Annotated in this window: 24 protein-coding genes and 1 pseudogene; 5 read left to right on the top strand and 20 right to left on the bottom strand. The window is 65.2% G+C overall.

All coding sequences use genetic code 11. The features are described 5' to 3' along the window. Nucleotides 1–98 precede the first annotated feature (98 nt). A complete protein-coding gene (locus AAEZ08_RS18010) occupies nt 99–341 on the bottom strand; it encodes a hypothetical protein (protein WP_102821328.1) in 243 nt (80 codons plus the stop codon). 51 nt (nt 342–392) lie between these two features. Continuing rightward, the gene (gene ada, locus AAEZ08_RS18005) at nt 393–1,433 is read right to left on the bottom strand and encodes a bifunctional DNA-binding transcriptional regulator/O6-methylguanine-DNA methyltransferase Ada (RefSeq protein WP_500124823.1); all 1,041 of its coding nucleotides are present in this window, start codon (nt 1,431–1,433) and stop codon (nt 393–395) included. A gap of 157 nt (nt 1,434–1,590) precedes the next feature. On the opposite strand from ada, the gene AAEZ08_RS18000 reads away from it, so the two are divergent. Continuing rightward, nucleotides 1,591–2,481 carry a PA4780 family RIO1-like protein kinase gene (locus tag AAEZ08_RS18000; protein WP_003283153.1) on the top strand — a complete coding sequence of 297 codons (891 nt, stop codon included), beginning with the start codon at nt 1,591–1,593 and terminating at the stop codon, nt 2,479–2,481. 149 nt (nt 2,482–2,630) lie between these two features. Here the strand turns inward: AAEZ08_RS18000 and AAEZ08_RS17995 are convergent, their stop codons facing one another. The 3 genes from AAEZ08_RS17995 to AAEZ08_RS17985 are packed head-to-tail and all read right to left on the bottom strand — an operon-like array spanning nt 2,631 to nt 8,228. Then, on the bottom strand, nt 2,631–4,103 hold the full coding sequence (locus AAEZ08_RS17995) for an efflux transporter outer membrane subunit (protein ID WP_003283154.1): 1,473 nt from the start codon (nt 4,101–4,103) through the stop codon (nt 2,631–2,633). Beyond that, nucleotides 4,100–7,144: an efflux RND transporter permease subunit gene (locus tag AAEZ08_RS17990; protein WP_500124822.1), complete on the bottom strand. Its 3,045-nt coding sequence runs from the start codon at nt 7,142–7,144 to the stop codon at nt 4,100–4,102. The genes AAEZ08_RS17995 and AAEZ08_RS17990 overlap by 4 nt, the downstream gene beginning before the upstream one ends. Nucleotides 7,145–7,148: 4 nt before the next feature. After that, entirely contained in the window at nt 7,149–8,228 is a 1,080-nt protein-coding gene (locus AAEZ08_RS17985) for an efflux RND transporter periplasmic adaptor subunit (RefSeq protein ID WP_058065105.1), read from the bottom strand. Nucleotides 8,229–8,473: 245 nt separating this feature from the next. On the opposite strand from AAEZ08_RS17985, the gene bfr reads away from it, so the two are divergent. After that, entirely contained in the window at nt 8,474–8,941 is a 468-nt protein-coding gene (gene bfr, locus AAEZ08_RS17980) for a bacterioferritin (RefSeq protein WP_003283157.1), read from the top strand. Nucleotides 8,942–9,005: 64 nt separating this feature from the next. On the opposite strand, the gene AAEZ08_RS17975 is transcribed toward bfr, so the two are convergent. The 4 genes and pseudogenes from AAEZ08_RS17975 to AAEZ08_RS17960 all read right to left on the bottom strand — a co-directional run bounded on the left by AAEZ08_RS17975 (nt 9,006) and on the right by AAEZ08_RS17960 (nt 14,265). After that, complete coding sequence (locus AAEZ08_RS17975) at nt 9,006–9,710, bottom strand: methyl-accepting chemotaxis protein (RefSeq protein ID WP_500124829.1); 705 nt, start codon at nt 9,708–9,710, stop codon at nt 9,006–9,008. Nucleotides 9,711–9,908: 198 nt separating this feature from the next. After that, nucleotides 9,909–10,793: pseudogene (locus tag AAEZ08_RS17970) on the bottom strand (methyl-accepting chemotaxis protein); the annotation flags it as partial. Between the two features lie 603 nt (nt 10,794–11,396). After that, nucleotides 11,397–11,810: a Cu(I)-responsive transcriptional regulator gene (gene cueR / locus AAEZ08_RS17965; RefSeq protein WP_003283158.1), complete on the bottom strand. Its 414-nt coding sequence runs from the start codon at nt 11,808–11,810 to the stop codon at nt 11,397–11,399. Nucleotides 11,811–11,886: 76 nt separating this feature from the next. Next, the gene (locus AAEZ08_RS17960) at nt 11,887–14,265 is read right to left on the bottom strand and encodes a heavy metal translocating P-type ATPase (protein WP_500124821.1); all 2,379 of its coding nucleotides are present in this window, start codon (nt 14,263–14,265) and stop codon (nt 11,887–11,889) included. A 148-nt stretch (nt 14,266–14,413) separates the two neighbouring features. Here AAEZ08_RS17960 and AAEZ08_RS17955 point away from each other — a divergent pair, with 148 nt between their 5' ends. After that, the gene (locus tag AAEZ08_RS17955) at nt 14,414–14,602 is read left to right on the top strand and encodes a heavy-metal-associated domain-containing protein (protein WP_019405330.1); all 189 of its coding nucleotides are present in this window, start codon (nt 14,414–14,416) and stop codon (nt 14,600–14,602) included. A gap of 12 nt (nt 14,603–14,614) precedes the next feature. Here AAEZ08_RS17955 and AAEZ08_RS17950 read toward each other — a convergent pair whose 3' ends face one another. Continuing rightward, a complete protein-coding gene (locus AAEZ08_RS17950) occupies nt 14,615–15,262 on the bottom strand; it encodes a TetR family transcriptional regulator (protein ID WP_011914633.1) in 648 nt (215 codons plus the stop codon). A 201-nt stretch (nt 15,263–15,463) separates the two neighbouring features. Here AAEZ08_RS17950 and AAEZ08_RS17945 point away from each other — a divergent pair, with 201 nt between their 5' ends. Beyond that, nucleotides 15,464–16,636 (top strand): Bcr/CflA family multidrug efflux MFS transporter, encoded by a 1,173-nt coding sequence (locus AAEZ08_RS17945; protein WP_500124820.1) that lies wholly within the window; start codon nt 15,464–15,466, stop codon nt 16,634–16,636. 2 nt (nt 16,637–16,638) lie between these two features. Here the strand turns inward: AAEZ08_RS17945 and AAEZ08_RS17940 are convergent, their stop codons facing one another. The 3 genes from AAEZ08_RS17940 to AAEZ08_RS17930 all read right to left on the bottom strand — a co-directional run bounded on the left by AAEZ08_RS17940 (nt 16,639) and on the right by AAEZ08_RS17930 (nt 18,891). Further along, nucleotides 16,639–16,803: a hypothetical protein gene (locus tag AAEZ08_RS17940; protein WP_011914631.1), complete on the bottom strand. Its 165-nt coding sequence runs from the start codon at nt 16,801–16,803 to the stop codon at nt 16,639–16,641. 100 nt (nt 16,804–16,903) lie between these two features. Further along, nucleotides 16,904–17,854 (bottom strand): adenosine deaminase, encoded by a 951-nt coding sequence (locus AAEZ08_RS17935; protein WP_500124819.1) that lies wholly within the window; start codon nt 17,852–17,854, stop codon nt 16,904–16,906. Between the two features lie 449 nt (nt 17,855–18,303). Next, nucleotides 18,304–18,891 carry an IMPACT family protein gene (locus AAEZ08_RS17930; RefSeq protein ID WP_043942357.1) on the bottom strand — a complete coding sequence of 196 codons (588 nt, stop codon included), beginning with the start codon at nt 18,889–18,891 and terminating at the stop codon, nt 18,304–18,306. A 209-nt stretch (nt 18,892–19,100) separates the two neighbouring features. Here AAEZ08_RS17930 and AAEZ08_RS17925 point away from each other — a divergent pair, with 209 nt between their 5' ends. Beyond that, the gene (locus AAEZ08_RS17925; protein ID WP_255847889.1) at nt 19,101–19,430 is read left to right on the top strand and encodes a four-helix bundle copper-binding protein; all 330 of its coding nucleotides are present in this window, start codon (nt 19,101–19,103) and stop codon (nt 19,428–19,430) included. A 52-nt stretch (nt 19,431–19,482) separates the two neighbouring features. Here the strand turns inward: AAEZ08_RS17925 and AAEZ08_RS17920 are convergent, their stop codons facing one another. From AAEZ08_RS17920 to rutC, 7 genes are all read right to left on the bottom strand, one after another. Next, nucleotides 19,483–20,127: a DUF1826 domain-containing protein gene (locus AAEZ08_RS17920; RefSeq protein ID WP_011914627.1), complete on the bottom strand. Its 645-nt coding sequence runs from the start codon at nt 20,125–20,127 to the stop codon at nt 19,483–19,485. Further along, on the bottom strand, nt 20,127–21,329 hold the full coding sequence (zigA, locus tag AAEZ08_RS17915; RefSeq protein WP_500124818.1) for a zinc metallochaperone GTPase ZigA: 1,203 nt from the start codon (nt 21,327–21,329) through the stop codon (nt 20,127–20,129). The genes AAEZ08_RS17920 and zigA overlap by 1 nt, the downstream gene beginning before the upstream one ends. A 9-nt stretch (nt 21,330–21,338) precedes the next feature. Beyond that, complete coding sequence (gene dksA / locus AAEZ08_RS17910; protein ID WP_122098019.1) at nt 21,339–21,743, bottom strand: RNA polymerase-binding protein DksA; 405 nt, start codon at nt 21,741–21,743, stop codon at nt 21,339–21,341. 318 nt (nt 21,744–22,061) lie between these two features. Further along, the gene (gene rutF / locus AAEZ08_RS17905; protein ID WP_500124817.1) at nt 22,062–22,586 is read right to left on the bottom strand and encodes an NADH-dependent FMN reductase RutF; all 525 of its coding nucleotides are present in this window, start codon (nt 22,584–22,586) and stop codon (nt 22,062–22,064) included. A gap of 13 nt (nt 22,587–22,599) precedes the next feature. Further along, nucleotides 22,600–23,190, bottom strand: coding sequence for a malonic semialdehyde reductase (locus AAEZ08_RS17900; RefSeq protein WP_427702047.1), 591 nt, complete (start codon nt 23,188–23,190; stop codon nt 22,600–22,602). Nucleotides 23,191–23,200: 10 nt separating this feature from the next. Then, nucleotides 23,201–23,998 (bottom strand): pyrimidine utilization protein D, encoded by a 798-nt coding sequence (gene rutD / locus AAEZ08_RS17895; RefSeq protein WP_500124816.1) that lies wholly within the window; start codon nt 23,996–23,998, stop codon nt 23,201–23,203. A 65-nt stretch (nt 23,999–24,063) separates the two neighbouring features. Next, nucleotides 24,064–24,450 (bottom strand): pyrimidine utilization protein C, encoded by a 387-nt coding sequence (rutC, locus tag AAEZ08_RS17890; protein WP_500124815.1) that lies wholly within the window; start codon nt 24,448–24,450, stop codon nt 24,064–24,066. Between the last annotated feature and the right edge of the window lie 76 nt (nt 24,451–24,526).

Raw genomic sequence — 24,526 nt, 5'->3', positions numbered from 1 at the left:
CCCCTGATAGCAAAGGGTTTGGAGCCATGGTGCAGTAAACCAAACCAAGCACGACACGTACACACGTGTCGCACAGGGGGGGTAATGCTACATGGCCGTCAGTGGCCTTCCTCTTCGATCTGAATATCGCTGACACCCAGCTCCGCGACGCGACCTGCTTCGCTGGGGCGAATCGGGTTCTCCCACGGCGCATCGACGGCGGCGCGCGGCTCACGGACGTGATGCAGCAGTATTTCCAGCTCGGCTTGCTCCAGGCCGGGTAGCTCGAATGAGCTGAGGAGTAGCGATGCGGGCTCGCCATTGATGCAGTAGTGAATGCGGTAACGCTTCAGTTCGGTCATGGCGGCTTCCGGCAGTTGGCGACAGTGCTATATCTGACCGCCGGATTGCGCTCAGGCTCCCGGCTCGCTCTGCGCTTCTCGTTCAAGCAGCGCCGCCTTGCGCTCAATCCCCCAGCGATAACCGGTCAGCGCCCGCTGACTGCCAACCACACGGTGGCAGGGCACGAGTAGCCCGATGGGGTTGCTGGCGCACGCTCGCGCCACTGCGCGGGCGTGGCTGCCGAGGTCGGCCGCAAGCTCAGCGTAACGTCGCGTTTCCCCGGCAGGAATCTGCTGCAGCGCTTGCCAGACACGTTGCTGGAAGGCTGTGCCGCGCAGATCGAGCGGCAGCCGGGCGGCGTGCTGTGGTTCTTGCAGTTGGCTGACGATTGCCTGCAGCCACTCACCCAGACCGTCCTGATCGCGCTGCAGCTGTGCCGCGGCAAAGCGAGAGCACAGCTCGTCTTCCAGCGCTGTTGGATCGTCGCCGAACAGCAGGGCGCAGATACCTTTGTCGCTGCTGGCGACCAGCAACAGGCCGAGCGGGCAGGGCGCCAGAGCATAGCGCAGGGTTTCGCCCGCACCTTTGCGTCGGCGCTGGGCCGGCGTCAGCGCCTGCGCGTCCGCATAGGGTGCCCGCGTGCCGGAGTAGCCGGCGGCGAGGGCGGCGTCGAGTACCGAATCCGCATCGGCTAGCTGCGTTTCCAGGCGTTCGCGGCGGCGGGCCGCTGACCAGCCTCGAGGGGTCATGCCGGTGCGCGCCTTGAACGCCCGCGACAGGTAGGCCGGCGACAGCCCAATACGCGCAGCCAGCTGCTGCAGTGGCAGTTGCGCCTCGGTTTCATCGAGCAGGCGGCAGGCGGCGACCACCAGAGCATCGAGCTGCTCGCTCGGGCTTGGTCCGCTGGGCGAGCAGCGTCGGCATGGGCGAAATCCGTCGGCTTTGGCCTTCTCGGCGTCGGTGTAGAACACCACGCGTTCGCGCGCCGGCCGGCGTGCCGGGCAGCTGGGACGGCAGAAAATGCCGGTCGAACGCACGGCAAACACGAAGCGGTCGTCGAAGGCTGCATCGCGTTCGCAAACGGCTTGCCAGCAGCGGTCCTGGTCGAACATGGCGCGACTCCCTGGTTGATGATGGGATTGTCAGCCCTGCGTCGTGTCTGCGCCAACCCGATGCGTGCTTTCAAAGTCGATGGGGAGCATGGAAGCCGGTCGGCGATTGCCGTAACCTGCAGCATCGCCATGACCGAGAAGGACCTGCAAGCCGCTGATGAAAACGCCTAAACGACTCGAACCGCTGATCGAGGATGGCCTGATCGACGAGGTGCTGCGACCGCTGATGAGCGGCAAGGAAGCAGCGGTATACGTGGTGCGCTGTGGCGATGAGCTGCGCTGCGCCAAGGTCTACAAGGAGGCCAACAAGCGCAGCTTCCGTCAGGCCGTGAAATACCAGGAAGGCCGCAAGGTGCGCAGCAGCCGCGATGCGCGCGCCATGGCCAAAGGCTCCAAGCACGGGCGCAAGGAGAAGGAAGACAACTGGCAGAACGCCGAGGTTGCTGCCCTGTTCCGCCTGGCCGACGCCGGCGTGCGAGTGCCCAAGCCCTACGATTTCCTCGACGGCGTGCTGCTGATGGAGATGATCGCCGGCGAGGATGGCGATGCCGCACCGCGACTGAACGACGTCGACCTACATCCGGACGATGCCCGCGAGTTCCATGCGTTCATGATTCACGAAGTGGTCAAGATGCTCTGCGCGGGGCTGGTGCACGGTGACTTGTCCGAATTCAACGTGCTGCTCGATGAGCACGGCCCGGTGATCATCGACCTGCCGCAGGCGGTGGATGCGGCCGGCAACAACCATGCGTTCGAAATGCTCGAACGCGATGTCGGTAACATGTCGGCCTATTTCGGCCAGTTCGCCCCGGAGCTCAAGTTCACGCGGTACGCCAAGGAGATGTGGGCGCTGTACGAGCAGGGCAAGCTGACTACCGAGACCGAGCTGACCGGCGAGTTTGCCGAGCCGGAAGATGCCGCAGATATCGATGCGGTAATGCGCGAGATCAAGGCTACGCTGGCCGAGCAGGAGCGCCGCGAGGCCTTGCGCGGGGCCGACGATGCGCCGAAGGATGAGCCGCCGGAGCCGCCATGGATGAGAGGGTAATTGGCAGTCTCTAGCAAGAGCTGGAGACTGCTGGCTCTGCTTCGTTGAGCCGCTTGATCGCCTGGTTTCCCAGGAGGCGAACCAGGCTATCAAGTGACTTGGCAATCGGTTTGGCTAGAGCGACCAAAGGCTTTGGCTTTTCAACGGCTTCACTGTGCCGATTTCTCTGCAGGCCTAGCCGCGGCATCTGCGGACTCAGCCTGCCACCCACCTCCCAACGCCACATACAACGCCACCTGGGCCGTCGCTAGCTCCGTCCTGCCCTCGAGCGCTTGTCGCTTGGCCTGTAGTGCACCACGCTGGGCGTCCAGCACTTCACTCAGGTTGGCCTCACCCAACTCATAGCTGCGCTGCGCCAGTCGATGCGCACGTTCGCGGTGCTCGCGGGTGCGGCTGAGGGATGCGTGTCGGCGTTGCTGACCAGCCATCCTCGTCAGGCCACGCTCGACTTCCTCCAGCGCACGGGCCAACGCCTGTTCGAATGCGACATAGGCTGTCTCGCCCTCGGCATCGGCAAGGTCGATGGCTGCACCGCGGCGTGGATAGTCCAGCAGCGGCAGGCCGAATGTGGCACCGACTCGGGCGAAGTTCGACGCGCTGGACACTGCATCGCCCAGCGCGAAGCCGGAGCGGCCCACTGCGGCCTGCACCGCCAGCTTGGGAAACAGGTCGCGGCGAGCGGCCAGCGATTGCAGCTCGGCGGCGTCCAGCCGTGCCGCTTCGGCAATCAGGTCCGGACGGCGGCGCAGCAGGTCGATGGGCTGGCCGGGGGCGATGCGCTGTTCGGCCAGTGGCACCGGCGCGTTGGCGGCGAAACGCGCGGCGGTGCTGCCCGGCGGCTCGGCGAGCAGGGTGTCCAGCGCCAGCTGCGCTTCGGCCAAGTGGATATCCAGCTCATCCAGATCGGCTTCCCGCGACGCGCGCTCGGCGGATGTGGCTTCCACATCCAGTCGGGTCACTTCGCCGGCATGGAAGAGCAGTCCGGCGATGCGCTCCAGCTCGCGCGCCACTTCAATGCCTTCGACCAGCAGGGCTCGCTGGCCCTGCAGCGCGCGCATTTGCAGATAGCCCTGCGCGGTGTTCGAGGCAACGGCGAGCCGCGCCGCTACCGTCTGCGCCTCCGCCGAACGCAGTTGCCGGGCCGCGCTGTCACGCCGCGCGCGGGTGGCGCCAAACAGGTCCAGCTCCCAGGTGGCCTGCAAGGCCAGCTCCCAGGTGTCGACGCTGATCACATCATCGTCAGGGATGAAGTCGGCCAGCGGGCTTCCAGGTTCGGCGTCTTGATCGTTCTCGACCCACTGGCGGCTGGCCGAACCGGGCAGGTCGAAGCTCGGCAGCAGGCCGGCACGCGACTGGCGCAGCTGGGCTCGTGCTGCCGTTACGCGCGCCATGGCCAGGCGCACATCGTGGTTCTGCTGCATGGCGCGGCTGACCAGTGCGGTGAGCTGTGGGTCATCGAACTGGCGCCACCAGGCGGCCAGCGTTTCGGCATCCGCCGCTTGCGCGCCGGCGGCACTGAACCAGCCTTCCGGCATTTGCGGATCGGCATACTGCGGTGCGCTGGAGCAGGCGCTCAGGGCCAGGGCGAGCAGCAGCGGAGCGGCCAGGGCCTTGGCAGTCATGCGGTTTCCTCCGGTCGCACTTTCATGAACAGCAGGTACAGACATGGCACCGCAAGTAGGGTCAGCAGCGTGGCGAAGCCCAGGCCGCCCATGATGGTCACCGCCATGTTGGCGAAGAACGGGTCGAACAGCAGCGGCACCATGCCCAGCACCGTGGTGCCAGCAGCCATCATCACCGGGCGCAGGCGTGACGCCGAGGCCTCGATGATGGCGGTCAGGCGTGGCACTTCGTCATCGATCTGCCTGTCGATCTCGTCCACCAGCACCACGGCGTTCTTGATCAGCATGCCGGTCAGGCTGAGCAGGCCGAGCAGCGCCATGAAGCCGAAGGCCTGGCCGGTGAGCAACAGGCCGAAACTGACGCCGCAGATCGCCATGGGTACCACCAGCCAGATCATCAGCGGCTGGCGCACCTTGGCGAACAGCAGCACGGTGACCAGCACCATCGCCAGGTAGGGCACCGCCAGTGTACTGGCCAACGCCTGCTGGGCATCGGATGACTGTTCGTAGTCGCCGCCCCATTTCAGGCTGTAGTTGACCGGCAGTTCGATGCCCTCGATCAGCGGACGAATGCGCTCGTGCGCCTCGTTGGTGTTCTCGCCATCCCGCGGCTCGGCGCGAATGGAGATGGTGCGCTCGCGGTCGTAGCGCACGATGATGCTGTCCTCGCTGGTCGGCTCGATGCCGTCGGCGACCTGCGCCAGCGGCACGTAGCCGTTGCCCGCAGGGCTCCAGATCAGCCGCTGCAGCAGGTCGTCACTGCCGATGCGGTCGTCGGGCGCGGCGCGCAGCAATACCGGAATCAGTTCGTCGCGCTCGCGCAGCAGACTGACCCGCTGGCCCTCGCTGCCGGCGGCCAACGCGCGCGCCACCGCCTGGCGGGTCAGACCGGCGTCTGCAAGACGATCCAGTGCCAGCTGCGGGCGCAGCACCAGCACCGGCTGGCGCCAGTCGTCGCGCACGTTGAATACCTTGCCCTCATCCTGCAACCGCTTGCGACCCTCGGCAGATATTCTCCGTAGCACGTCGATATCCGGGCCGCTGATGCGCGCCTCCAGCTTGGCCTCGGCATTGGGACCGAACATGAACTGAGCGGCCGTGACGTCAGCCGATGGGTAGCGCTGCGGCAACTCCTGGTTGATCTGCCGCACCAGATCGTCAATCAAATCCGCATCCTCGGTGCGCACGAGAAAGTGCATCAGCGATGAATTCGGCTGCTCCGGCATGTAAGTGAGCATGAAGCGCGAGGCCCCGGCGCCGATGAAGCTGGACACGCCGCTGACACCCTCCATCTCCGCCAGGTACTCCTCGACGTCAGTCGCGGTGCGCACGGTATCGCGGATATGCGTGCCCTGGGGCAGGAACAGGTTGACGTAGAACAGCGGCGTACTTGACGGCGGAAAGAAGCTCTGCGGCAGGCGGGTGAAGATCACGGCACTGACCACCGTCAGCACCAGCAGCACGCCGATGGTCAGCCAGGGCCGATGCAGCACGCCACCGGCCAGGCGCCGATAACGGTTGTACCAGGGGCCGTTGTAGGCCGCATCGGGGTCCTCGTCGGTGCCGGCATTGCGCAGCAGGTAATGGCCGAACAGCGGTACCAGCAGCAGGGCCAGCAACCAGCTGAGCAGCAGCGACACGGCAATGACAAAGAACAGCGAGAAAAGGAATTCGCCGGTGGTGTCCTGGGACAGGCCGATCCCGGCGAAGGCGAGAATGCCGATGATGGTCGCACCAAGCAGCGGCCATTGCGTTTGCTGCAGCGTTTGCTGCGAGGCTTCGAGAATGCTCTTGCCCTGGCGCTGGCGCACCAGCATGCCATCGCAGACCACCACCGCGTTATCCACCAGCATGCCCATGGCGATGATCAGCGCGCCGAGGGAAATCCGTTCCAGCTCGATGCCCACCAGCCACATCACCAGCAGTGTGCCAAGCACGGTGAGGAACAGCACCGCCCCGATGATGAAGCCGGCGCGCATGCCCATGGCGATGCACAGCACGCCGACCACGATGGCCACCGAGAGGAACACGTTGAGCGCGAAACTGTTCACCGACTCGTCGACGATCTGGTGCTGTTCATACAGCGGATACAGATCGGCGCCCAGCGGCATACGGTGCTCGTTGGCCTGCAGGACAGCTTCGACGCTATGCCCGACCTCGACGATATTCGCCCCGGATACCCCGCTGATGCCGAGCGTCAGCGCCTGCTGGCCGTTGTGACGAATGATCTGTTGTGGCCGCTCGGCGTATTCTCGCGATAGCTTGGCGATGGCGCCCAGTTCGACCCGTTGTGGCCCTTGGCCGACCGGCAGTGCACGCAACTCGTCGAGAGAATCGAAGGCACCGCTCGGGCGCAGCCGCACGAAGAAGTCGCCGGCATTGACGCCACCGGCATCCACCGCGGCGTCGGTATCCGCCAGGGCCGCGGCGATCTCGTCCGGGGCGACGCCCAGTGCGGCCAGCTGCGCCTGATCGACCTCCACCAGAATGCGCTCTTCCTGTACCCCGGCGATCTCCACTTTGCCGACGCCATCTGCAGTGAGGAGGGCGCGGCGCAGGTCCTTGGCCGTTTCGTGCAGCTCCTTGAGGGTCAGCCCGTCGCCGGTCAGCGCGTAGAAAATGCCGTATACGTCACCGAAATCGTCATTCACCATCGGCGGCTCGATGCCCGGCGGCAGGTCGCCGAGGGCATCGTCGATCTTGTTGCGCAGCTCGTCCCAGATCTGCGGCAGCGCATCGCCGTCGTAGCGGTCCTGCATTTCCACGCGAATCTCGGCGATGCCCGGCATTGAGCGCGAGCGGATCTCCTTGATCTGCGACATCTGCTGGATGGCGCTTTCCAGCGGCTCGGTTACCTGCTGCTCGACCTCCAACGCCGTGGCGCCGGGGTATTGCACATTGACGATGGCCTGCTTGATGGTGAATTCCGGGTCTTCCAGGCGGCCGATCTCGAAGAAGGCGAGGATGCCGCCGAGCAGGCAGATCAGTACCAGAATCCAGATGTTGACCGGTCGGGTGATGGCGTAACGGGCAAAATCCATCGGCTCAGTTCCGCTCCCGCGCTTCGATCGGCTGGTCTTCGTGCAACTTGCTGCCACCTGCTACCACGATTGGCATCTGCGCCTGCAGTGCGTCGCCGCGAATCAGCGCCTGATCGCCATCGACTTGGTGCAGCTGAACCGGATGGCGCCGGGCGCGGCCGTCGTCGGCCTGCCAGACGAAGTGTTTGCCGTTGCTGTCGGTCTGCAGTGCCGACAGCGGCAGGCGGAAGCCGTCATCGTCCGTCTGTGGCCGGGCGGGGCGCTCCAGGCTGACGCGCATGGCCATACCGGGCAGCAGGTTGAAATCCTCCGGCGGTTCGCCCTGCAGCACCAGGCGATAGGTGCGCGCGCCTTCGCGCGGCTGGGTGCTGTGTTCCTTGTAGCGCAGCGGCAGGCGCAGGTCGGCAATCACCAGCTCGGCCTCGGCCTTGAGCTCGGGCCCGAGCGGAACGCTCAGCGCCGCGCTTTCCGGCAGATCGACGCTGACCTCGATATGCCGGTTGTCCTGCATCTCGAATACCGGAGTGCCGACCGCTACCACCATGTCCGGTTCGGCGAGCCGTCGAGCCACGACGCCATCGAATGGCGCCGTCAGGGTGCTGTGATCGATATTGCGCTGGGCGCTGTCGCGGGCCACGCGGGCGGCCACCGTGTTGGCCTCCAGCGCCTCGATGGCGGCGGGGGCGAGGATGCCTTCGGCGAGCAGGGTGCGCTTGCGCGCCAGGTCTGCTTCGAGCTGGCGCAGGCGCGCTTCGGCCTCCCGCATTTGCAGGCGATAGTCGGTGCGGTCCAGCTGTGCGAGGGCTTGCCCGCGACGAACACGAGTGCCTTCGTCGATCAGGATGCGCTCGATGCGGCCAGCCACCTCGAAGGACAACTGGGTGGTGGTCACACTGCGCACTACGCCGGAAAAGCGCAGCGCCTCGGCCTTCGGCTCGGCCGGCTGCAAGGGCTCGACCAAGGCCACGCGTGGTGGCTCGGGCGCCGGCTCGGCCTCCGAGGAACAACCGCCGAGCAGCGGCAGCGCACAGACGATGATCGTCAACCAGGCCTTGGACACTGGGAAAGCTGGCGTTGACGTCATCGGGGCTCCTGTCTGATTGGCGGTTATAGCGGTGTGGCACGCGCTAGGACTGACAATAGAGTCCAGTGCCAGCGCAGGAGTTCGACAGCAATGTGTTGCGAACGGCGTGACTGAACAGTCGATTTCTGCCAGAGCTCTGCCACACTTGAGGTTGCACGGCTGCGGCTCTGGAGCGCTTGACCGCCGTGGACGCAGCGGGGATGCTTGCCCGCTGTTCAAGGCGCATCAGTCATGGGGAATACGCAATGCAAGGCCAGGCACCGGTAATCGACTATCTGAAGGAGCTGTTGCGCGGGGAGTTGGCGGCGCGCGATCAGTATTTCCTGCACTCGCGGATGTACGCCGATTGGGGCTTTACCAAGCTCTACGAACGCATCAATCACGAAATGGAGGAGGAGACCCAGCATGCTGATGCACTGTTGCAGCGCATCCTCTTTCTCGAAGGCACCCCGGACATGACACCGGAGCCGATCCATCCCGGCCATACTGTGCCGGACATGCTGCGTAGCGATCTGGCGCTGGAGTACAAGGTGCGTGCCGCGCTGGCTCAGGGTATCGCCCTGGCCGAACAGCATGGCGACTACCCGACTCGCGACATCCTCGCCCTGCAATTGCAGGACACCGAAGAAGATCACGCCTACTGGCTCGAGCAGCAGCTTGGCCTGATCGACCGCATCGGCCTGCAGAACTACCTGCAATCCCAGGCCAGCTGAAGCGGTTTTGCACCACGGGCAGGACGCTGCCCGTGGTGTGTTGCTAGGCCCTAAGAGGCCCTAATCAGAGCCTGAAGCGGCTTACCATCATCTGCAGCTGGCCGCCGAGGCGGGCGAGCTCGGTGCTCGATGCAGCGGTTTCCTCGCTGGCGGCAGCGGTCTGTTCCGACACATCACGCACATTCACCACACTGCGGCTGATTTCCTCGGCCACCGCGCTTTGCTCTTCGGCCGCCGCGGCGATCTGCTGGTTCATCGCCTGAATGTTCGAAACGGTACGGGTGATGTTGCCGAGCGACGCACCGGCGCGGCGCGCCAGCTCGACACCACTGTCGGTCAGGTCGCGGCTGGTGTGCATGATCGAGGCGACCTGCTGCGTGCCGTTCTGCAGCGCGGCGACCAGCCCTTCGATTTCCTCGGTGGACTTCTGCGTGCGTTGCGCCAGGCCGCGCACTTCGTCTGCGACTACGGCAAAGCCGCGGCCGGCTTCGCCAGCGCGAGCAGCCTCGATGGCAGCGTTGAGTGCCAGCAAGTTGGTCTGCTCGGCAACGGCGCGAATCACGTTCATCACGCTGCCGATCTTGTCACTTTCGCCTTGCAGCGCGGTCATCGCCTCGGTGGAACGCACCACGGCGGTGGCCATGCGCTCGATCTGCGTCACCACCTCGGTCACAACGCGATCACCTTCACGGGCTTCGCTGTCCGCCTCGGTGGCGGCCAGAGCAGCCTGTTCGGCGTTGCGTGCCACTTCCTGAACGGTCGCCGACATTTCGTGCATGGCGGTGGCGACCTGGTCGGTCTCTTCCTTCTGACTATTCACGCCGGCGCTGGTTTGTTTGGTGACGGCGGACAGCTCTTCGGCAGCTGCGCTGATCTGGCTGACGCCATCGCGAATGCCACCAATCAACTCACGCAAGGTCGAGCCCATTTGCTGAATGCCGCGCTGCAGCACGCCCAGTTCGTCGCGACGATGAACCTGCGCGGTGGCGCTGAGATCACCGGAAGCAATGCGCTCAACATCGGCCATGGTGGCACGAAGCGGTAGCACGATCTGGCGGGTGATCAGCCAGGCGGCCAGCGCTCCGAGTACCAGTGCCAGCAGGGTGCTGACGATCAGGCGCGTGCGGGCGGCGGCGCTCTCCACATCGAGCTGATCGAGCTGGAACTGATAGAGCGAGTCGCTGATACGGACGATCTCCTTCTGCTGGTCGGTCATTTCCTGGCGCGCCTTGGCGATCACCTGGGTGGCTGTCTCCAGCGACTCGATGGCGCCGCGGTACTCGCCGAGCACCGAGCGGATCTGCTGCACCGCGGCGCCGCTGTCATCGTCGAGGGCGCCAGCGTGTCGGCCCAGAGTGGCCTGCGCGGCGTCAAGCTGGGTGTAGATCGCTTTGGCGGCATCGTTGCCGGGTGCTGCCATATAGACGCGCAGCAGGTACTGCGCACGCTGCACGTCTTCCTTGATCAGGCTGATCGCCAGGAGCTGCGCGAAGCGATCTTCATCGTATTCCGGCAGCTGAATCACATGATTGGAGACGCTGGCAGTCAGCTCGCTCAGACGGGTAGCGGCGCCGTCGATGACTTGCCGTGAACCGTTGGCCTGGTTGTAGGCCTTGCGCATATCGTTCAGCGAGTTCTGGTACTGCGCGTTGTAGCCGGCCTGCTCCTTGAGCTGGGCGACGTTGATCGGGTTCTTGAACGTATTGAGCAGCTTGGTCTGCTGCGCCAGGTAGATGCCCAGGTTCTTGTCCAGACGTTCGGTGGACTCGTTGTCGCCATTGGCCAACATGAACTGCAGGCGGGCGATACGCAGGTCGGTCAGGGTCTTGTTCAACAGGGAGATTTCGGTCATCCACCCGCTGCGCTGGATGACGCTGCCAAGGCTGCCCCAGCCGTTCCACGCGAGGATGATGGTCAGGACCAGCACGGCGCCGAAGCCGAGTGCGAGTTTCCTGCTGACTCCTATGTTTGCAAACCAGTTGTTCATTCAGATACCACTTGCGAGAGACGATCAGATGGGCTGCGACAGACCGTCGACAGCTGAGGTATGCCGTGTTTTCGGCACGAGAGGTTAAGACTTGAGGTTGCCCTAAATATGGCGCCATAAATTCGACAAATGGTTGTCGAGGCATCTGCGACGCTTGCAGGCATAGCGCAAGTCACGAGAAACCCGACGCGAACTCTCACGTTCAGTTTTTCCATCGAGGCTTGCCTGCCAGGTGATAAGCGGCGACGGAACGGCTGCCACCGGGGCAGGCGATTTGGACCCGTGGAGACAGCGCATACGGGGTAGACCAATGGCCGGGAGGCAAGGCGGCGATGATGCTGGATTTAAGCGGCGTACGAACTGGTTGCGGTTATGCCACGCCGCCTGCTTGCGAGGGGCGCGGACTCTATTAGGGGGCGAAGCATGGCGATCATCGTCTGCCCCGTGCTTGGCGCCGCGATGTTCCGACTATTTGTCGCTGCCTTTTGGGCAGCAGCCGGATTCCAGGTCCCTGAGGATCGGGCAGTCCGGCCGGTCGTTACCCTGGCAGGTATCGACCAGCTCTTGCAAAGAGTCGCGCAGGCCTACTAACTCCTCGATCTTTTGGTTAAGCGCGTCGATATGAGCGCCGGCCAGAGCTTTGACGTCGGCGCTTGCACGCTGGCGGTCCTGCCAGAGAGCGAGCAGTTTGCTCACTTCGTCCAACGAGAAGCCCATGTCTCGCGACCGTTTGATAAAGGCCAGGCGGTGCAGGTCTTCTTCGCCATAGAGGCGATAGCCGTTGGCACTGCGCCCGGCAGGGGCGATCAGGTCGATGGACTCGTAGTAGCGAATCATCTTCGCCGAAAGACCGCTTTTCGTTGCTGCTTGGCCAATGTTCATACGCACTCCAGGCATGTCGGTGATGGCTGGCTGAGCGCCCCGGGTTTTGCAGGCGCTCGAATCGAGGGCTAGGCCATCAATCTTCTGGTTTCCAGCGCTTAAGCAGCAGGGCGTTGCTCACCACGCTGACGCTCGACAAGGCCATCGCCGCGCCAGCCACCACCGGGCTGAGAAAGCCGAAGGCGGCGAGCGGAATGCCCACCAGGTTGTAGATAAAGGCCCAGAACAGGTTCTGCTGGATCTTGCGGTAGGTGCGCCGGGCGATCTCCAGCGCTGCCGGCACCAGGCGCGGATCACCGCGCATCAGCGTGATGCCGGCGGCGTGCATGGCCACGTCGGTGCCGCCGCCCATGGCGATGCCGACGTCCGCCGCGGCGAGGGCCGGGGCATCGTTGATGCCGTCGCCGACCATCGCCACCACGGCGCCGCCCTTCCTCAGCTCCGCCACGGTGGAGGCCTTGTCTGCCGGCAGCACCTCGGCATGCACGTCGTCGATGTGCAGTGCTTCGGCCACCACCCGCGCGCTGCCGCGATTGTCGCCGGTGATCAGGTGGCTGCGGATATGCCGGGCATCGAGTGCGGCGATCGCCGCCGCGGCTCCTTCCTTGAGGCTGTCACCGAAGGCGAACAGGCCGAGCACGCGCGGTTGCGGTGCGCTCTCCACCAGCCAGGAGAGCGTGCGGCCTTCGGCTTCCCAACGCTGGGCGGTATCCAGCAGCTCGCCCGGTTGCAGGCCGAATTCGTCCAGCATGCGCCGATTGCCCAGCGCCAGCTGCCGACCGTCCAGCGTCCCGGCGATGCCGCGGCCGCTCAGGGCCTGGCTCTTCTGCACATCCGGCACCGCGACGCCATCGGCTTCGCAGCGCTCCAGCACGGCACGTGCCAGCGGGTGTTCACTGCCACGTTGCAGAGCGCCGGCCAGGCGCAACAGGCTCGCCTCGTCACCTTCCAGCGCATGCAGGTGGATGATCTGCGGCTTGCCGGAGGTAAGCGTGCCGGTCTTGTCGAAGGCCACCGCATTCACCGCATGGGCGACTTCCAGGGCCTCGGCGTCCTTGATCAGGATGCCGTGGCGTGCCGCCACGCCGGTGCCGGCCATGATCGCCGCTGGTGTCGCCAGGCCGAGCGCGCAGGGGCAGGCGATCACCAGCACCGCCACCGCATTGATCAGCGCGACCTCGGCCGGCGCGCCAGTGAGCAACCAGCCGATCAGGGTGAACACGGCGATCACCAGCACCGCCGGGACGAACACCTGGCTGACCTTGTCCACCAGCTTCTGGATCGGCGCCTTGGCCGCCTGGGCGTCTTCCACCAGGCGAATGATCCGCGCCAGCACAGTCTCGCCACCGAGCGCGGTGGTGCGCACCAGCAGGCGGCCCTCGCCATTGATCGCGCCGCCGGTGATGCGGTCGCCCGGCGCCTTGTTCACCGGTAGGCTCTCGCCGCTGATCAGCGCTTCGTCGGCCTGGCTTTCGCCCTCGACCACGTCGCCGTCCACCGGGAAACGCTCACCTGGGCGGACCAGTACCAGATCGCCGAGGCGCAGCGCGGCGATGGCAACATCTTCCTCGCGGCCTTCGACTACCCGTGTCGCGCGGTCCGGACGCAAGGCTTCCAGCGCCCGGATCGCCGCGCTGGTCTGGCGCTTGGCGCGGCTCTCCAGGTACTTGCCCAGCAGTACCAGGGCGATGACCACCGCCGAGGCCTCGAAATACAGGTGCGGCATCTGCCCGGCCGGCGTCGCCCACCATTGATAGAGGCTCAGGCCATAACCGGCGCTGGTGCCGATGGCGACCAGCAGGTCCATGTTGCCGGCACCGGCGCGCACCGCCTTCCAGCCGGCGACGTAGAAGCGCGCACCGAGGACGAACTGCACCGGCGTGGCGAGCAGGAACTGGATCCATGCGGGCAGCATCCAGTGCTGCCCGAACAGCTCGCCGAACATCGGCAGCACCAGCGGTGCGGCCAGCAGCAGGCCGGCGATCACCGCCCAGCGTTCGCGCTGCAGGCGTCGTTCGGCATCGGCCGCCGGGCGGCGCTCGCTGCTCGCCGTGGCGTGATAACCGGCTGCCCCGACGGCCTGGATCAGCGCGGCCGGGTCCGGCGTGCCGAGTACTTCGACGTGGGCGCGCTCGCTGGCCAGATTCACCGCCGCGCTGCGCACCCCGGGCACCTTGAGCAGGGCACGCTCGACGCGGCCAACGCAGCTGGCGCAGGTCATGCCGTCGATGGCCAGCTCCAGACTCTGCACCGGCACGCCATAGCCGGCCTTCTGCACGGCTTCGATCAGGGCCGCGACGTCCGCCTCGCTGCTTTCGACGCGCACCTGCTCGTTGGCCAGGTTGACGCTGGCGCTGGCCACACCCGGTACCTTGAGCAGGGCGCGTTCGACGCGGCCGGCGCAGCTGGCGCAGGTCATACCGCTGACCGGCAGCGTATGGGTGGCGCTGGACATGGCTGTGTCTCCTTGGATGGCGATGCGCTCAGGATCGACCTTAACCCTATGGCAAGGTCAACACCATGATCCGCGACAGCCAGGGCCTTGACCTTGCCAGGGTGGCAAGCTCGAAAATCGATCCATCCAACGATCGAGGAGAACGACGATGCCTGTATTCAACGTGAGCGGAATGACCTGCAGCTGCGAGCGCGCGGTCACCCAGGCCATCAAGGCGCTGGACGCGCAGGCCCAGGTGAAGGTGGATCTGGCGAGCGGGACGGTCGAGGTGCAGAGCAGCGCCAGCGAGCAGGCGATTCGCCAGGCGATCAGCGAGGAGGGCTATCAGGTGGCGTGATCATGCCGGCACTCAGGCACCGAGCTGGTCGGGGTCGTCCGGCCAGTCGCGGACCAGGCCGCGGAACAGCGGGTCGATCAGCGCCTTGGTGTCGACCAGCGGCGCGAACAGCCCGGTATCGCGGGTCCAGTCGGTGAACAGCCCGACCACCAGCGCATGCAGCGACAATGCCGCCAGGCGCGGCGAGACGCCGGGCCGCAGGCAGGCCGAGGCGTTGCGCAGCAGGTTCTCGCACAGATCGATGAACTGGTTGATGAAGGCGTGATGTCGCTCTTCGGCCTCGCGCAGCTCGTCGGTGAATTCGCACTTGTGCAGCAGGATGGTGAAGATCCGGCGCTTCTGCTCGTTACTGGCCAGGGTGCTGATGGCCTCGACCGTCAGGTTGCGCAGGGCGATCAGAGCCTGCAGCGGCTGCTGCTGATTGCAGCTGCACAGCCGCTCGGTCATCTGCTCAGGCGGCAGGCGGATCTGATTGAGCATCTCGTGGAACAGGTGCGCTTTGTTCTGGAAGTGCCAGTACACGGCGCCGCGCGTCACGCCAGCGTCGCGCGCGATCTGATCGAGACTGGTGTGGGCCACTCCCTTGTCCAGAAACAGCCGCTCGGCGGAGGCGAGGATGGCGATGCGGGTCTTCTCGGCTTCTTCTTTGGTTCGGCGCATGGGCAGGTTCGGCGGTAGCGGCTGCTTCAGGCATCCAGCAGCGGTGGAGGCGACCAGTGTAACGAGGCATCTCGTCGCGATGCATGTTTACAATCGGCGGTGTATGTAACAGCATCTTGCACGCCGGTGCAATTGTCCCACCGAGGCCGCGGTCCAAGCATTGGCCTCGGCACGTCCCTTTTCCTGCTTTGCGAGCCTCTGATGTCTTTGCGGATTCTGCTCATCCTGGGCGCGCTCAGCGCGTTCGGTCCCCTGGCCATCGACATGTACCTGCCTGCATTTCCGCTGATCGCGCAGGCCTTCGGTACCAGTGTCGATCACGTCCAGCTGTCGTTGGCGGCGTATTTCGTCGGTCTGGCCATCGGTCAGCTGGTCTACGGTCCGCTGGCCGATCGCTACGGGCGGCGCGGGCCGCTGCTGGTGGGCGTGACCCTGTTCACCCTGGCATCGCTGGCCAGCGCCTTCGCACCGTCGATGGACTGGCTGATCGGCGTGCGCTTCGCGCAGGCGCTGGGTGGCTGCGCCGGCATGGTGGTGGCGCGGGCCGTGGTGCGCGACCTCTGCGATCCGATGACCAGCGCCAAGGTGTTCTCGCAGCTGATGCTGGTGATGGGCCTGGCGCCGATCCTCGCACCGGTGGCCGGCGGTGCGTTGCTGGCGACGTTCGGTTGGCCGTCGATCTTCATCCTGCTGACGTTGTTCAGCGCGCTGTGCCTGGTGGCGGTCACGCTCTGGCTACCGGAAACCTATCCGGCCGGGCTGCCGCGCCAGCCGATGTCCGGCGCGCTAGGGCAGTACCTGCGCCTGTTCCGCGATCGCTTCTTTATCGGCCACGTACTGACCGGCGCGCTGTGCATGGCCGGCATGTTCGCCTACATCACCGGTTCGCCGTTCGTCTTCATCGAGCTGTACGGCGTCAAGCCGGAGCATTTCGGCTGGCTGTTCGGTATCAATGCGGCGGGCTTCATCCTGATGGCGCAGGTGAACGTGCGGCTGGTGCGCTGGCGCGGGCCGGAATTCTGGGTGCGGCGCTGGGTGTGGTTCTTCTTCGCCAGTGCGCTGGCGTTGCTGGCAGTGGCGGCGGCGCAGCCCGAATCGCTCTGGCCCTTGCTGATCCCGCTGTTCTGTTGTGTGTCCTGCCTGGGCTGCCTGCTGCCCAATGCCACCGCCTGCGCCATGGCCGATCAGCGCGCCAATGCCGGCAGCGCCTCGGCTCTGCTCGGCAGCCTGCAGTTCACCATCGCGGCCATTGCCGCTTCCGCGGTGGGGGCGCTGCACAACGGCACCGCGGTGCCGCTGGCGGCGATCATGAGTCTGTGCGGGCTGCTGGCGACATTGGTCGCCTATGGCACCGCCCGCGCCAGCACGGAGTGAGGTCAGGCGCTCAGCGGCAGCCGATGGGGCGCCTGCAGGCGCCGCTGCAGGGTCTCGGCGAAGGCCCTGGCCTCGGCTTCGCTGCGAAAGGTGATGCGCTGGCGATCCAGGCAGACCTGCCAGGCGCTGTCGGGGTGGGGCGTCATGGGGCGGACGAGAATGTGCATGGCGATCTCCTCACGTGTCGAACGCCGCACAGTCTAGGCGCAGCCATGGCCCGTGCGGCGAGCCATGGTGTCGCAGGTCGGCCTTGCGCCGACGAATGGCTCAGTACGCCAGGCGGGCGTCCAGGCTGTTCTGCGCCAGGCGGCGGGCCTGGGCTTCGGTCATGCCCAGGCTTTCGTGCAGCGCGACGAAATTCTCCGTGACATAGCCGCCAAAATAGGCCGGATCGTCGGAATTCACCGTGACCTTCACACCCTGCTCCAGCAGATCGAGGATGTTGTGCTGGCGCATGTCGGCGAACACCTTGAGCTTGGTGTTGGACAGCGGGCAGACCGTGAGCGGGATCTGCTCCTCGATCAGCCGGGCGATCAGCTTCGGATCTTCCGCGGCGCGCACGCCATGGTCGATGCGGCTGACCTTGAGCAGATCGAGCGCCTGCCAGATGTATTCCGGCGGGCCCTCCTCGCCGGCATGGGCAACGGTCAGCAAGCCTTCGCCACGCGCCTTGTCGAACACGCGCTGGAGCTTGCTCGGCGGGTGGCCGACCTCGGAGCTGTCCAGGCCGACGGCGAAGAAGGCGTTGCGATAGGGCAATGCCTGTTCCAGGGTCTTGAAGGCTTCCTCTTCCGGCAGGTGGCGCAGGAAACTGAGGATCAGCCCGCTGCTGATGCCCAGCAGCTCACGGCCATCGGCCAGCGCGGCGCTGATGCCGTTGAGCGCGGCCTCGAACGGTACGCCGCGGTCGGTGTGGGTTTGCGGGTCGAAGAAGGGCTCGGTGTGCACCACGTTCTGCTCTTCGCACTTCTGCAGGTAGGCCCAGGTCAGGTCATAGAAGTCCTGCTCGGTACGCAGCACGTCGGCGCCAGCGTAGTAGAGATCGAGGAACTCCTGCAGGTTGCCGAAGTTGTAGGCGCTGCGCAGTGCTTCGACGTCATTCCAGGGCAGGGCGATCTTGTTGCGCTCGGCCAGGCGGAACATCAGTTCCGGCTCCAGCGAGCCCTCCAGGTGCAGGTGGAGTTCGGCCTTGGGCAGGTTGTTGAGCCAGTCTTGCATCGCGAAATTCTCGTCTTGCGGGTATGAGGGCATTCTAGCGACGGGTTGTCGCATCCGGATATGGCCATTGGCTGTTTGCCGCGCCTAGCAGGCGTCGATGACAGTGCGATGGAGCCTTCGTTTCATTTGGCGAATATTTGACCAGCGGTCTGCGAGCCAAGCACGGCGCGGCCTGGCAAGGTTGTTCCCAATGTTATCCACACACTTCTCCACGCGAATCGGGCATAACTGGCAGCTGGCAGAACGCGATTGATGCCATTGCGTAATCGCGCGACCGCTCAGTCAAAAAACACTGCAATTCAAGCGTTTAACGTGATAGTGGTGGGCCTGCAAGGCGCTCTGATTAAAAAATGTACAGATTTCTGCAGCCCCCGTGGCAGGCGCTTCGCAGCACGCCATACAAATGTTATCCACAATTGCTTCCACAGTATTTGTGGGCAACGCAGGCTCTAGTCTGACGTTTCCAACTGGCTACGACCGCGGGTGATATCAGCAAGCAATCTGCCCAGCGGCTGCAGCTGAGCGGCGGGAAGGGCAATCTCCAGCGTCGCGCCTTCGGCATCGAAATGCTCGGCTTCCAGCAGCGCTTCGAAATCGCCCAGGCGCGCCTTGAGCAGCGCCAGTTCGGCGAAGCGGCAATGACAGCGGCAGCGCGAGCGCGAAACCAGCTCGCTGCGCTCACCGGCCTGCAGACATTTGGCGGTGGTGCCGCCGTAGGCACGGGCGAGGCCGCCGGTGCCTAGCTTGATGCCACCGAACCAGCGGATCACCACCACCGCGACCCGGTCGAAATCCTGCCCTTCGATGGCGGTGAGCATCGGCCGGCCCGCCGTGCCGCCGGGCTCGCCGTCATCGCTGAAGCGGTATTGATTGCCGATCTTCCACGCCCAGCAGTTATGCGTAGCGGTCGGATCGCTGACCGCCTGGATGAATGCCTGCGCTTCTTCCGGACTTTGCACCGGTGCGGCCTTGACCAGGAAGCGGCTTTTGCTGATGACTTCCAGCAACTCGCAGGGCGCGGACAGGGTAAAGGGCATGGCAGTTACGGCGTCGGTGAAGGTTTGCGGGGCAGCCATTGTAGCGGCGCTGCCGTGGCTGCGCTGCGCCATGCTGCAAGAGGCCATCCGGCGAACGGATTGAACTTCGCCGGACCGTCCAACTCCTACCTAGTAAGGGGCGGTTCGCGTGGCCCGGAGAGGGCCCCGCCGTACCGCATTCCGCTGGCACACCAAATGGAGGACATCCCATGCTCAATTCCAGTTACCAGTCATGCATCCAGGCCTGTTCCAATTGCGCCCTGGTCTGCGAGACCTGCGCGGCCTCCTGCCTGCGCGAGGACGACGTGAAGATGATGGCGCGCTGCATCGAACTCGATCGTGACTGCGCCGACATGTGTGCGATCGCTGCAGTGCTGATGACCCGCGACAGCCCCTATGCCAGGGCCTTCTGCAAGCTCTGCGCGCAGGTCTGCCGTGATTGCGCCGCGGAGTGCGGCCAGCATAAGCACGATCATTGCCAGGCCTGCGCCGAAGCCTGCCGCAAGTGTGCTGACGAGTGCGAAAAGATGGCCGCGTGATCGGATCTTGTCGATCCGAAGGGCCGCAGCTGCGGCTGTCGGCCCTTCTGCTTCAGGCCAGCCAGTCCAGCGTCAGGATCAGGCGGCGCTCGGTGCTGGTCGCCTGCGGCGAGCGGTGAATGATCCCGGCGCCTTCGTTACCCAGCCATTTCTCCCCCTTGAACAACGCCACGTCGCCAGCTCCAAGCTGCTCGATGGCGGCCGGGTCTGTCGGTTCGGCTGCCGGATCACCGAGACGCCGACGTGGCATGCCGTCCTCGCGAAGCCATTCGCTACCCGCGCCGGCATAGGTGGTGATCAGCCGCAGCGGTACATGATCGACGTGGAAGCGCGGGCACATGGGCTTGTCCAGCAGCCGCAGGCGCAGGCCGATGCGCCGCGCATCGACCAGGCAGGCGAACGCCCGCACCAGCCAGACCACGTCAGCAACGAAACCGGCGTGGCCGGCAACGTCCCGATGGGCTGCCGCCAGGGTTGACAGCTGCAGCTCGCCGTCGCCGCTCGGCTCGAGGGTCAGCGACTCCGCCAATGGCTCGCCCAGCGCCAGCAGGGTCTCGGCGAACTCGACAATATGCAGCGGCAGCTGGCGCTGCCATACGCTGAGGTTGACGCCGTCGTTCAGCGTTTCGCCGAGTATTGCCGGAGAATCGCCCAGCAGCTGGCGTGGCTGTGGACGGATGATCCGCTGCGCCAGCATCAGGCGACCTGCTCGTGCCAGGGGCCGAACGGGTCCGGCAGGCGCAGCCAGCCGTCGATGCCCAAGGCCCACTCGCTGTCGTTCAGCAGGCAGGCGTCCAGCTCGCGGCGCAGCTGGTCGAAGTCGATGTTCTGCCCGATGAAGACCAGTTCCTGGCGGCAATCGCCGAACTCGCCGCGGGATTTGCCAAGGATCGCCGTGCGGCTTTCGCGGTCGCTCGGCCAGGCCGACTCCGGCGTGAAGTGCCACCAGCGCCCGGCGTAGTCGTAGCGCATCAGCCCACCGGCCTGCGACCAGCTGCCGGCTTCCTCGGGGCGGGTAGCGAGCCAGAAGAAACCCTTGGAGCGCAGCAGGCGGCCGTTGCTCCACTCGCGGTTGAGGAAGTTGTAGAAACGCTGCGGATGGAACGGCCGGCGCGCCAGGTAGGCGGTGGAGGCGATGCCATATTCCTCGGTTTCCGGCACATGCTCACCGCGCATTTCCTTGAGCCAGCCCGGCGCCTGGGCGGCGCGTTCGAAATCGAAACGGCCGGTGTCGAGGATTCGGTCGAGCGGCACCTGACCCATGCTCATCGGCAGAATCTCGGCATGGGTGTTGAGCCGACCGAGGATGGCGGTCAGCTCTTCGCGCTCGACGGCGGAAATCAGGTCGATCTTGCTGATCAGGATGACGTCGGCAAACTCCACCTGTTCGATCAGCAGCTCGGTGACCGAGCGCTCGTCGTCCTCGCCAAGGGTTTCGCCGCGGTTGGCGAGGCTTTCTGCCTCTTGGAAGTCACGCAGGAAATTAACCCCGTCGACCACCGTGACCATGGTATCCAGGCGAGCCAGATCGGCCAGGCTCTGGCCCTGCTCGTCGCGGAAAGTGAAGGTTTCGGCCACCGGCAGCGGTTCGGAAATGCCGGTGGACTCGATCAACAGGTAGTCGAAACGGCCTTCGCGGGCGAGCTTGCCGACTTCCTCAAGCAGGTCTTCGCGCAGGGTGCAGCAGATGCAGCCGTTGCTCATCTCCACCAGCTTTTCTTCGGCACGATTGAGGCTGACGCCGCGCTGCACCTCGTTGCCGTCGATGTTGATCTCGCTCATGTCGTTGACGATCACCGCGACGCGGCGGCCTTCGCGATTCTTCAGGATGTGGTTGAGCAGGGTGCTCTTGCCGGCACCGAGGAAGCCGGACAGGACGGTTACGGGGAGGCGGTTCATGGCGGTCTCTCAGGCGGATCGTTGGTGTTTTTCGCGCTGTTCCTGGCGTTGCTTCGCCTCGATGGACAGCGTCGTGGTGGGGCGCAACAGCAGGCGCTGCAGGCCGATGGGTTCGCCAGTCTCGGCGCACCAGCCGTATTCGCCGCGGGCGATGGCATCCAGCGCATCGTCGATCTTGTCCAGCAGCTTCTTTTCCCGCTCGAGCACGCGCAGCTGCCACTGGCGCTGCTCTTCGGCACTGCCGATGTCGGCTGGATCGCTGCTGGGTTCAACTTCGCGCAAGGCGTCGAATTCCTCGGCGATGCGGCTCTGCAATTCCTGTCGCTGGTGCAGCAGCAGGTCGCGGAAGAAGGCCTGTTGTTCGGCGTTCATGTACGCCTCGGCGGGTTGGGCGAGAAGTTCGGCTTCGGTCATGAGCGGGTGCCCGGCAAGATTGATTGATTAGTTATAACATAACATTTATGGCTGATACGAGTGCGTATCGGGTAGTGCCAGGCATTGCGCAACAGATGGGTAGGCTTGGATTGGGTTACGAGGATGTTTGCGATAGCGGTCTTGTCGCCGGCTTGGGGCGAGTTGGCGCGCTCTGGTGGGCTGAAGCCCACCCTACGAGGGATGCGACGTGGAGCGCAGGCACAGAAGGCTTCGAGGTTTTGTAGGGTGGACTTCAGCCCACCGCATTCTGCACCGCGGATGCGCCCAAGCCCGCCCGATGGGAGAGCATTCGTTTGCTCAGCTGCTTGAAAGGCCGTGGTAGTTGCGGCCGAAGTACACCAGCGCGTCGCTGCTGTCACGGCGGTGCACGGCGAGCACTTCGCAGTAGAGGATGTCGTGGGTGCCGACGCTGGCGCTGTGGCTGATGCGGCAGTCGAACGACACCGTGGCGCCGTCGAGCAGCGGCGAACCGGTCACGCCGGTGCTCCATTGCGCTGCGGCGAAGCGCTCGGCCATGGGCGTCTTGCCGCCGAACAGGTTGGACAAGTCCCGCTGCGCACCGGCCAGGGTGTTCACGCACAACTGCCCGTTGGCGGTGACGATCGGATGCGCCGATGCGCTGCGGTTCAGGCACACCAGCAGCGTCGGCGGTTCGTCGGTGACGCTGCACACCGCGGTGGCGGTGAAGCCGGCACGGCCACTGGGGCCGTCGGTGGTGATGATATTGACCGCCGCGGCCAGGCGCGCCATGGCGTCGCGATAATCCTGACGAATCACTGAAGCGCTGAATTGACTGGTGGTTTCGCATTGAGCCAGTTGCATGGTCGTTTCTCCATCAGGCAAGAACGCAGGCCCGGTCGAAGGGCAGGCGTGGCAGGCGGTCGCGCAGCTTGCTGGTGTCGCCGTAGCCGAGGTTGATCAGCAGGTTGGATTTCCAGCTCGTGCCGGCGAAGAAGGCGGCATCCAGCGCCTTGCCGTCGAAGCCGGACATTGGTCCGCAATCGAGCCCCAAAGCGCGGGCAGCGAGGATCAGATAACCGGCCTGCAGCGAGCTGTTGCGCAGCGCGTTCTCGGTGATCAGCGCCGGCTGCCCGGCGTACCAGCTGCGCGCATCGGCGTGGGGAAACAGCTCCGGCAGGGTTTCCGGAAAGTCCTCATCATAGGCGACGATCACCGTAACCGGCGCGGCCAGGGTCTTGTCCAGGTTGCCCTTGGACAGGCAGGGCGCGAGCTTCTGCTTGCCCTCGGCGCTGCGTACGAAGACGAAGCGCGCCGGGCAGCTATTGACCGCGGTCGGACCGAGGCGGACGTGGTCGTAGAGCTGCTCGAGCAGGGCATCCGGTAGCGCTTTGTCCAGCCAGGCGCTGTGGGTGCGGGCCTCGCTGAACAGCGTCGCGAGGGCATTCGAGTCGATGGGGGCGTGCATGTTCGGGTCCTCAGGCTGCTGCGACCTGGCCGCATTGCTCGGCAAGATGGTCCAGCAGGATCTGGTTGAAGGGTTCGCTGTCGCTGACGCTGGACGCGTGGCCACCGTAGTTCAGCAGCGCCAGCTGGGCATTGGGCAGGACGGCGGCCAGGTGCTGCGAACGCTGCCAGGGCACCAGCATGTCGTCGCGGTTGGCGATCAGCAGGATCGGGGTGGTGATGCGCGGCAGCTCGGCCTCAATATCGAAGGCCAGCAGTGCCTCGATGCGCCGCACCAGATTCATCGTCGGTGGGAAATGCGCCAGTGCATGGGCATCGTCGCGTGCCAGTCGCTCGCTGTTGGCCGCGATCCAGTCGGCCGGGTAGAGGAACAGCGACTGCGCCTGCACATAGGCTGCCGGGCCGCTGTCGTGCAACAGCTTCAGGCGTACTGCGAAACAGCGCGCACTGTGCGGGTTGGGGCTGCTCCAGGCATTGATCGGCACCAGGCTCTGCAACAGCTGCGGCCGCAGCAGGGCGATCTGCAAGCCGACCAGCCCGCCGAGTGCATGGCCGATGAAATGGCAGCGGCGGATGCCCAGGGTGTCCAGCAGCTCCAGTAATTCCACTGCCATGGATTCGATGGAGTAGCCCGCCGGCAGGTTCGCCGGGCTCTTGTTGGTCCCCAGCTGATCGTAGACCAGCACCCGGTAGTCCTGCGTCAGTGCCGGCAGCTGCGGCAACCAGAAGGCAGCGGCGCCGCCGAGGCCGGAACTGAGCACCAGGGTCGGTGCATCCGGCTCCATGCGACCATGAAGTTCGTAGTGCATGTCACTCCCTCCGCGAGGTCGATCAGCGGGCCGCTGGCGTGCCGGCTGACCCGCTCTGGCAGGCGCTATTGGCCGACGTGGGCGATGCTGGCGATCTCGATCAGCGCATCGGGCTTCACCAGCCCGCATTGAATGCAGTAGCGCGCGGGCTTTTCGCCGGGGAAGTACTCGGCGTACACCTCGTTTACCTTGGCGTAGTTGGCCCAGTCGGTGAGCATGATCATGTTGAAGGTGACGTCGTCCATGCTGCCGCCGGCGGCTTCGACCACGCCCTTGATGGTTTCCAGCACATGGCGGGTCTGCGCGGCGGCGTCGCCGACGTGAACCACGTTGTTGTCCTTGTCGAACGGCAGTGTGCCGGAAACGTAGACCACGCCATCGGCCATGGAGCCGGGCACGTACGGGGCGAGCGGTTTGCCGGTTCTGGCGGGGATGATCGATTGCTTGGGCATGTGGTTGATTCCTTGCAAGGCATTCAGGCGAACCCGGCGGACGCCTCTGCGGGCGTCGCGGTCGGGCACTTGGGGT

The sequence above is a fragment of the Pseudomonas sp. E45-MNA-CIBAN-0222 genome, from assembly GCF_040310405.1.
Taxonomy (GTDB): domain Bacteria; phylum Pseudomonadota; class Gammaproteobacteria; order Pseudomonadales; family Pseudomonadaceae; genus Stutzerimonas; species Stutzerimonas stutzeri_AC.
Note: the sequence above shows the minus strand (reverse complement) of the source record. Positions and strands in the feature narration are given on the sequence as shown.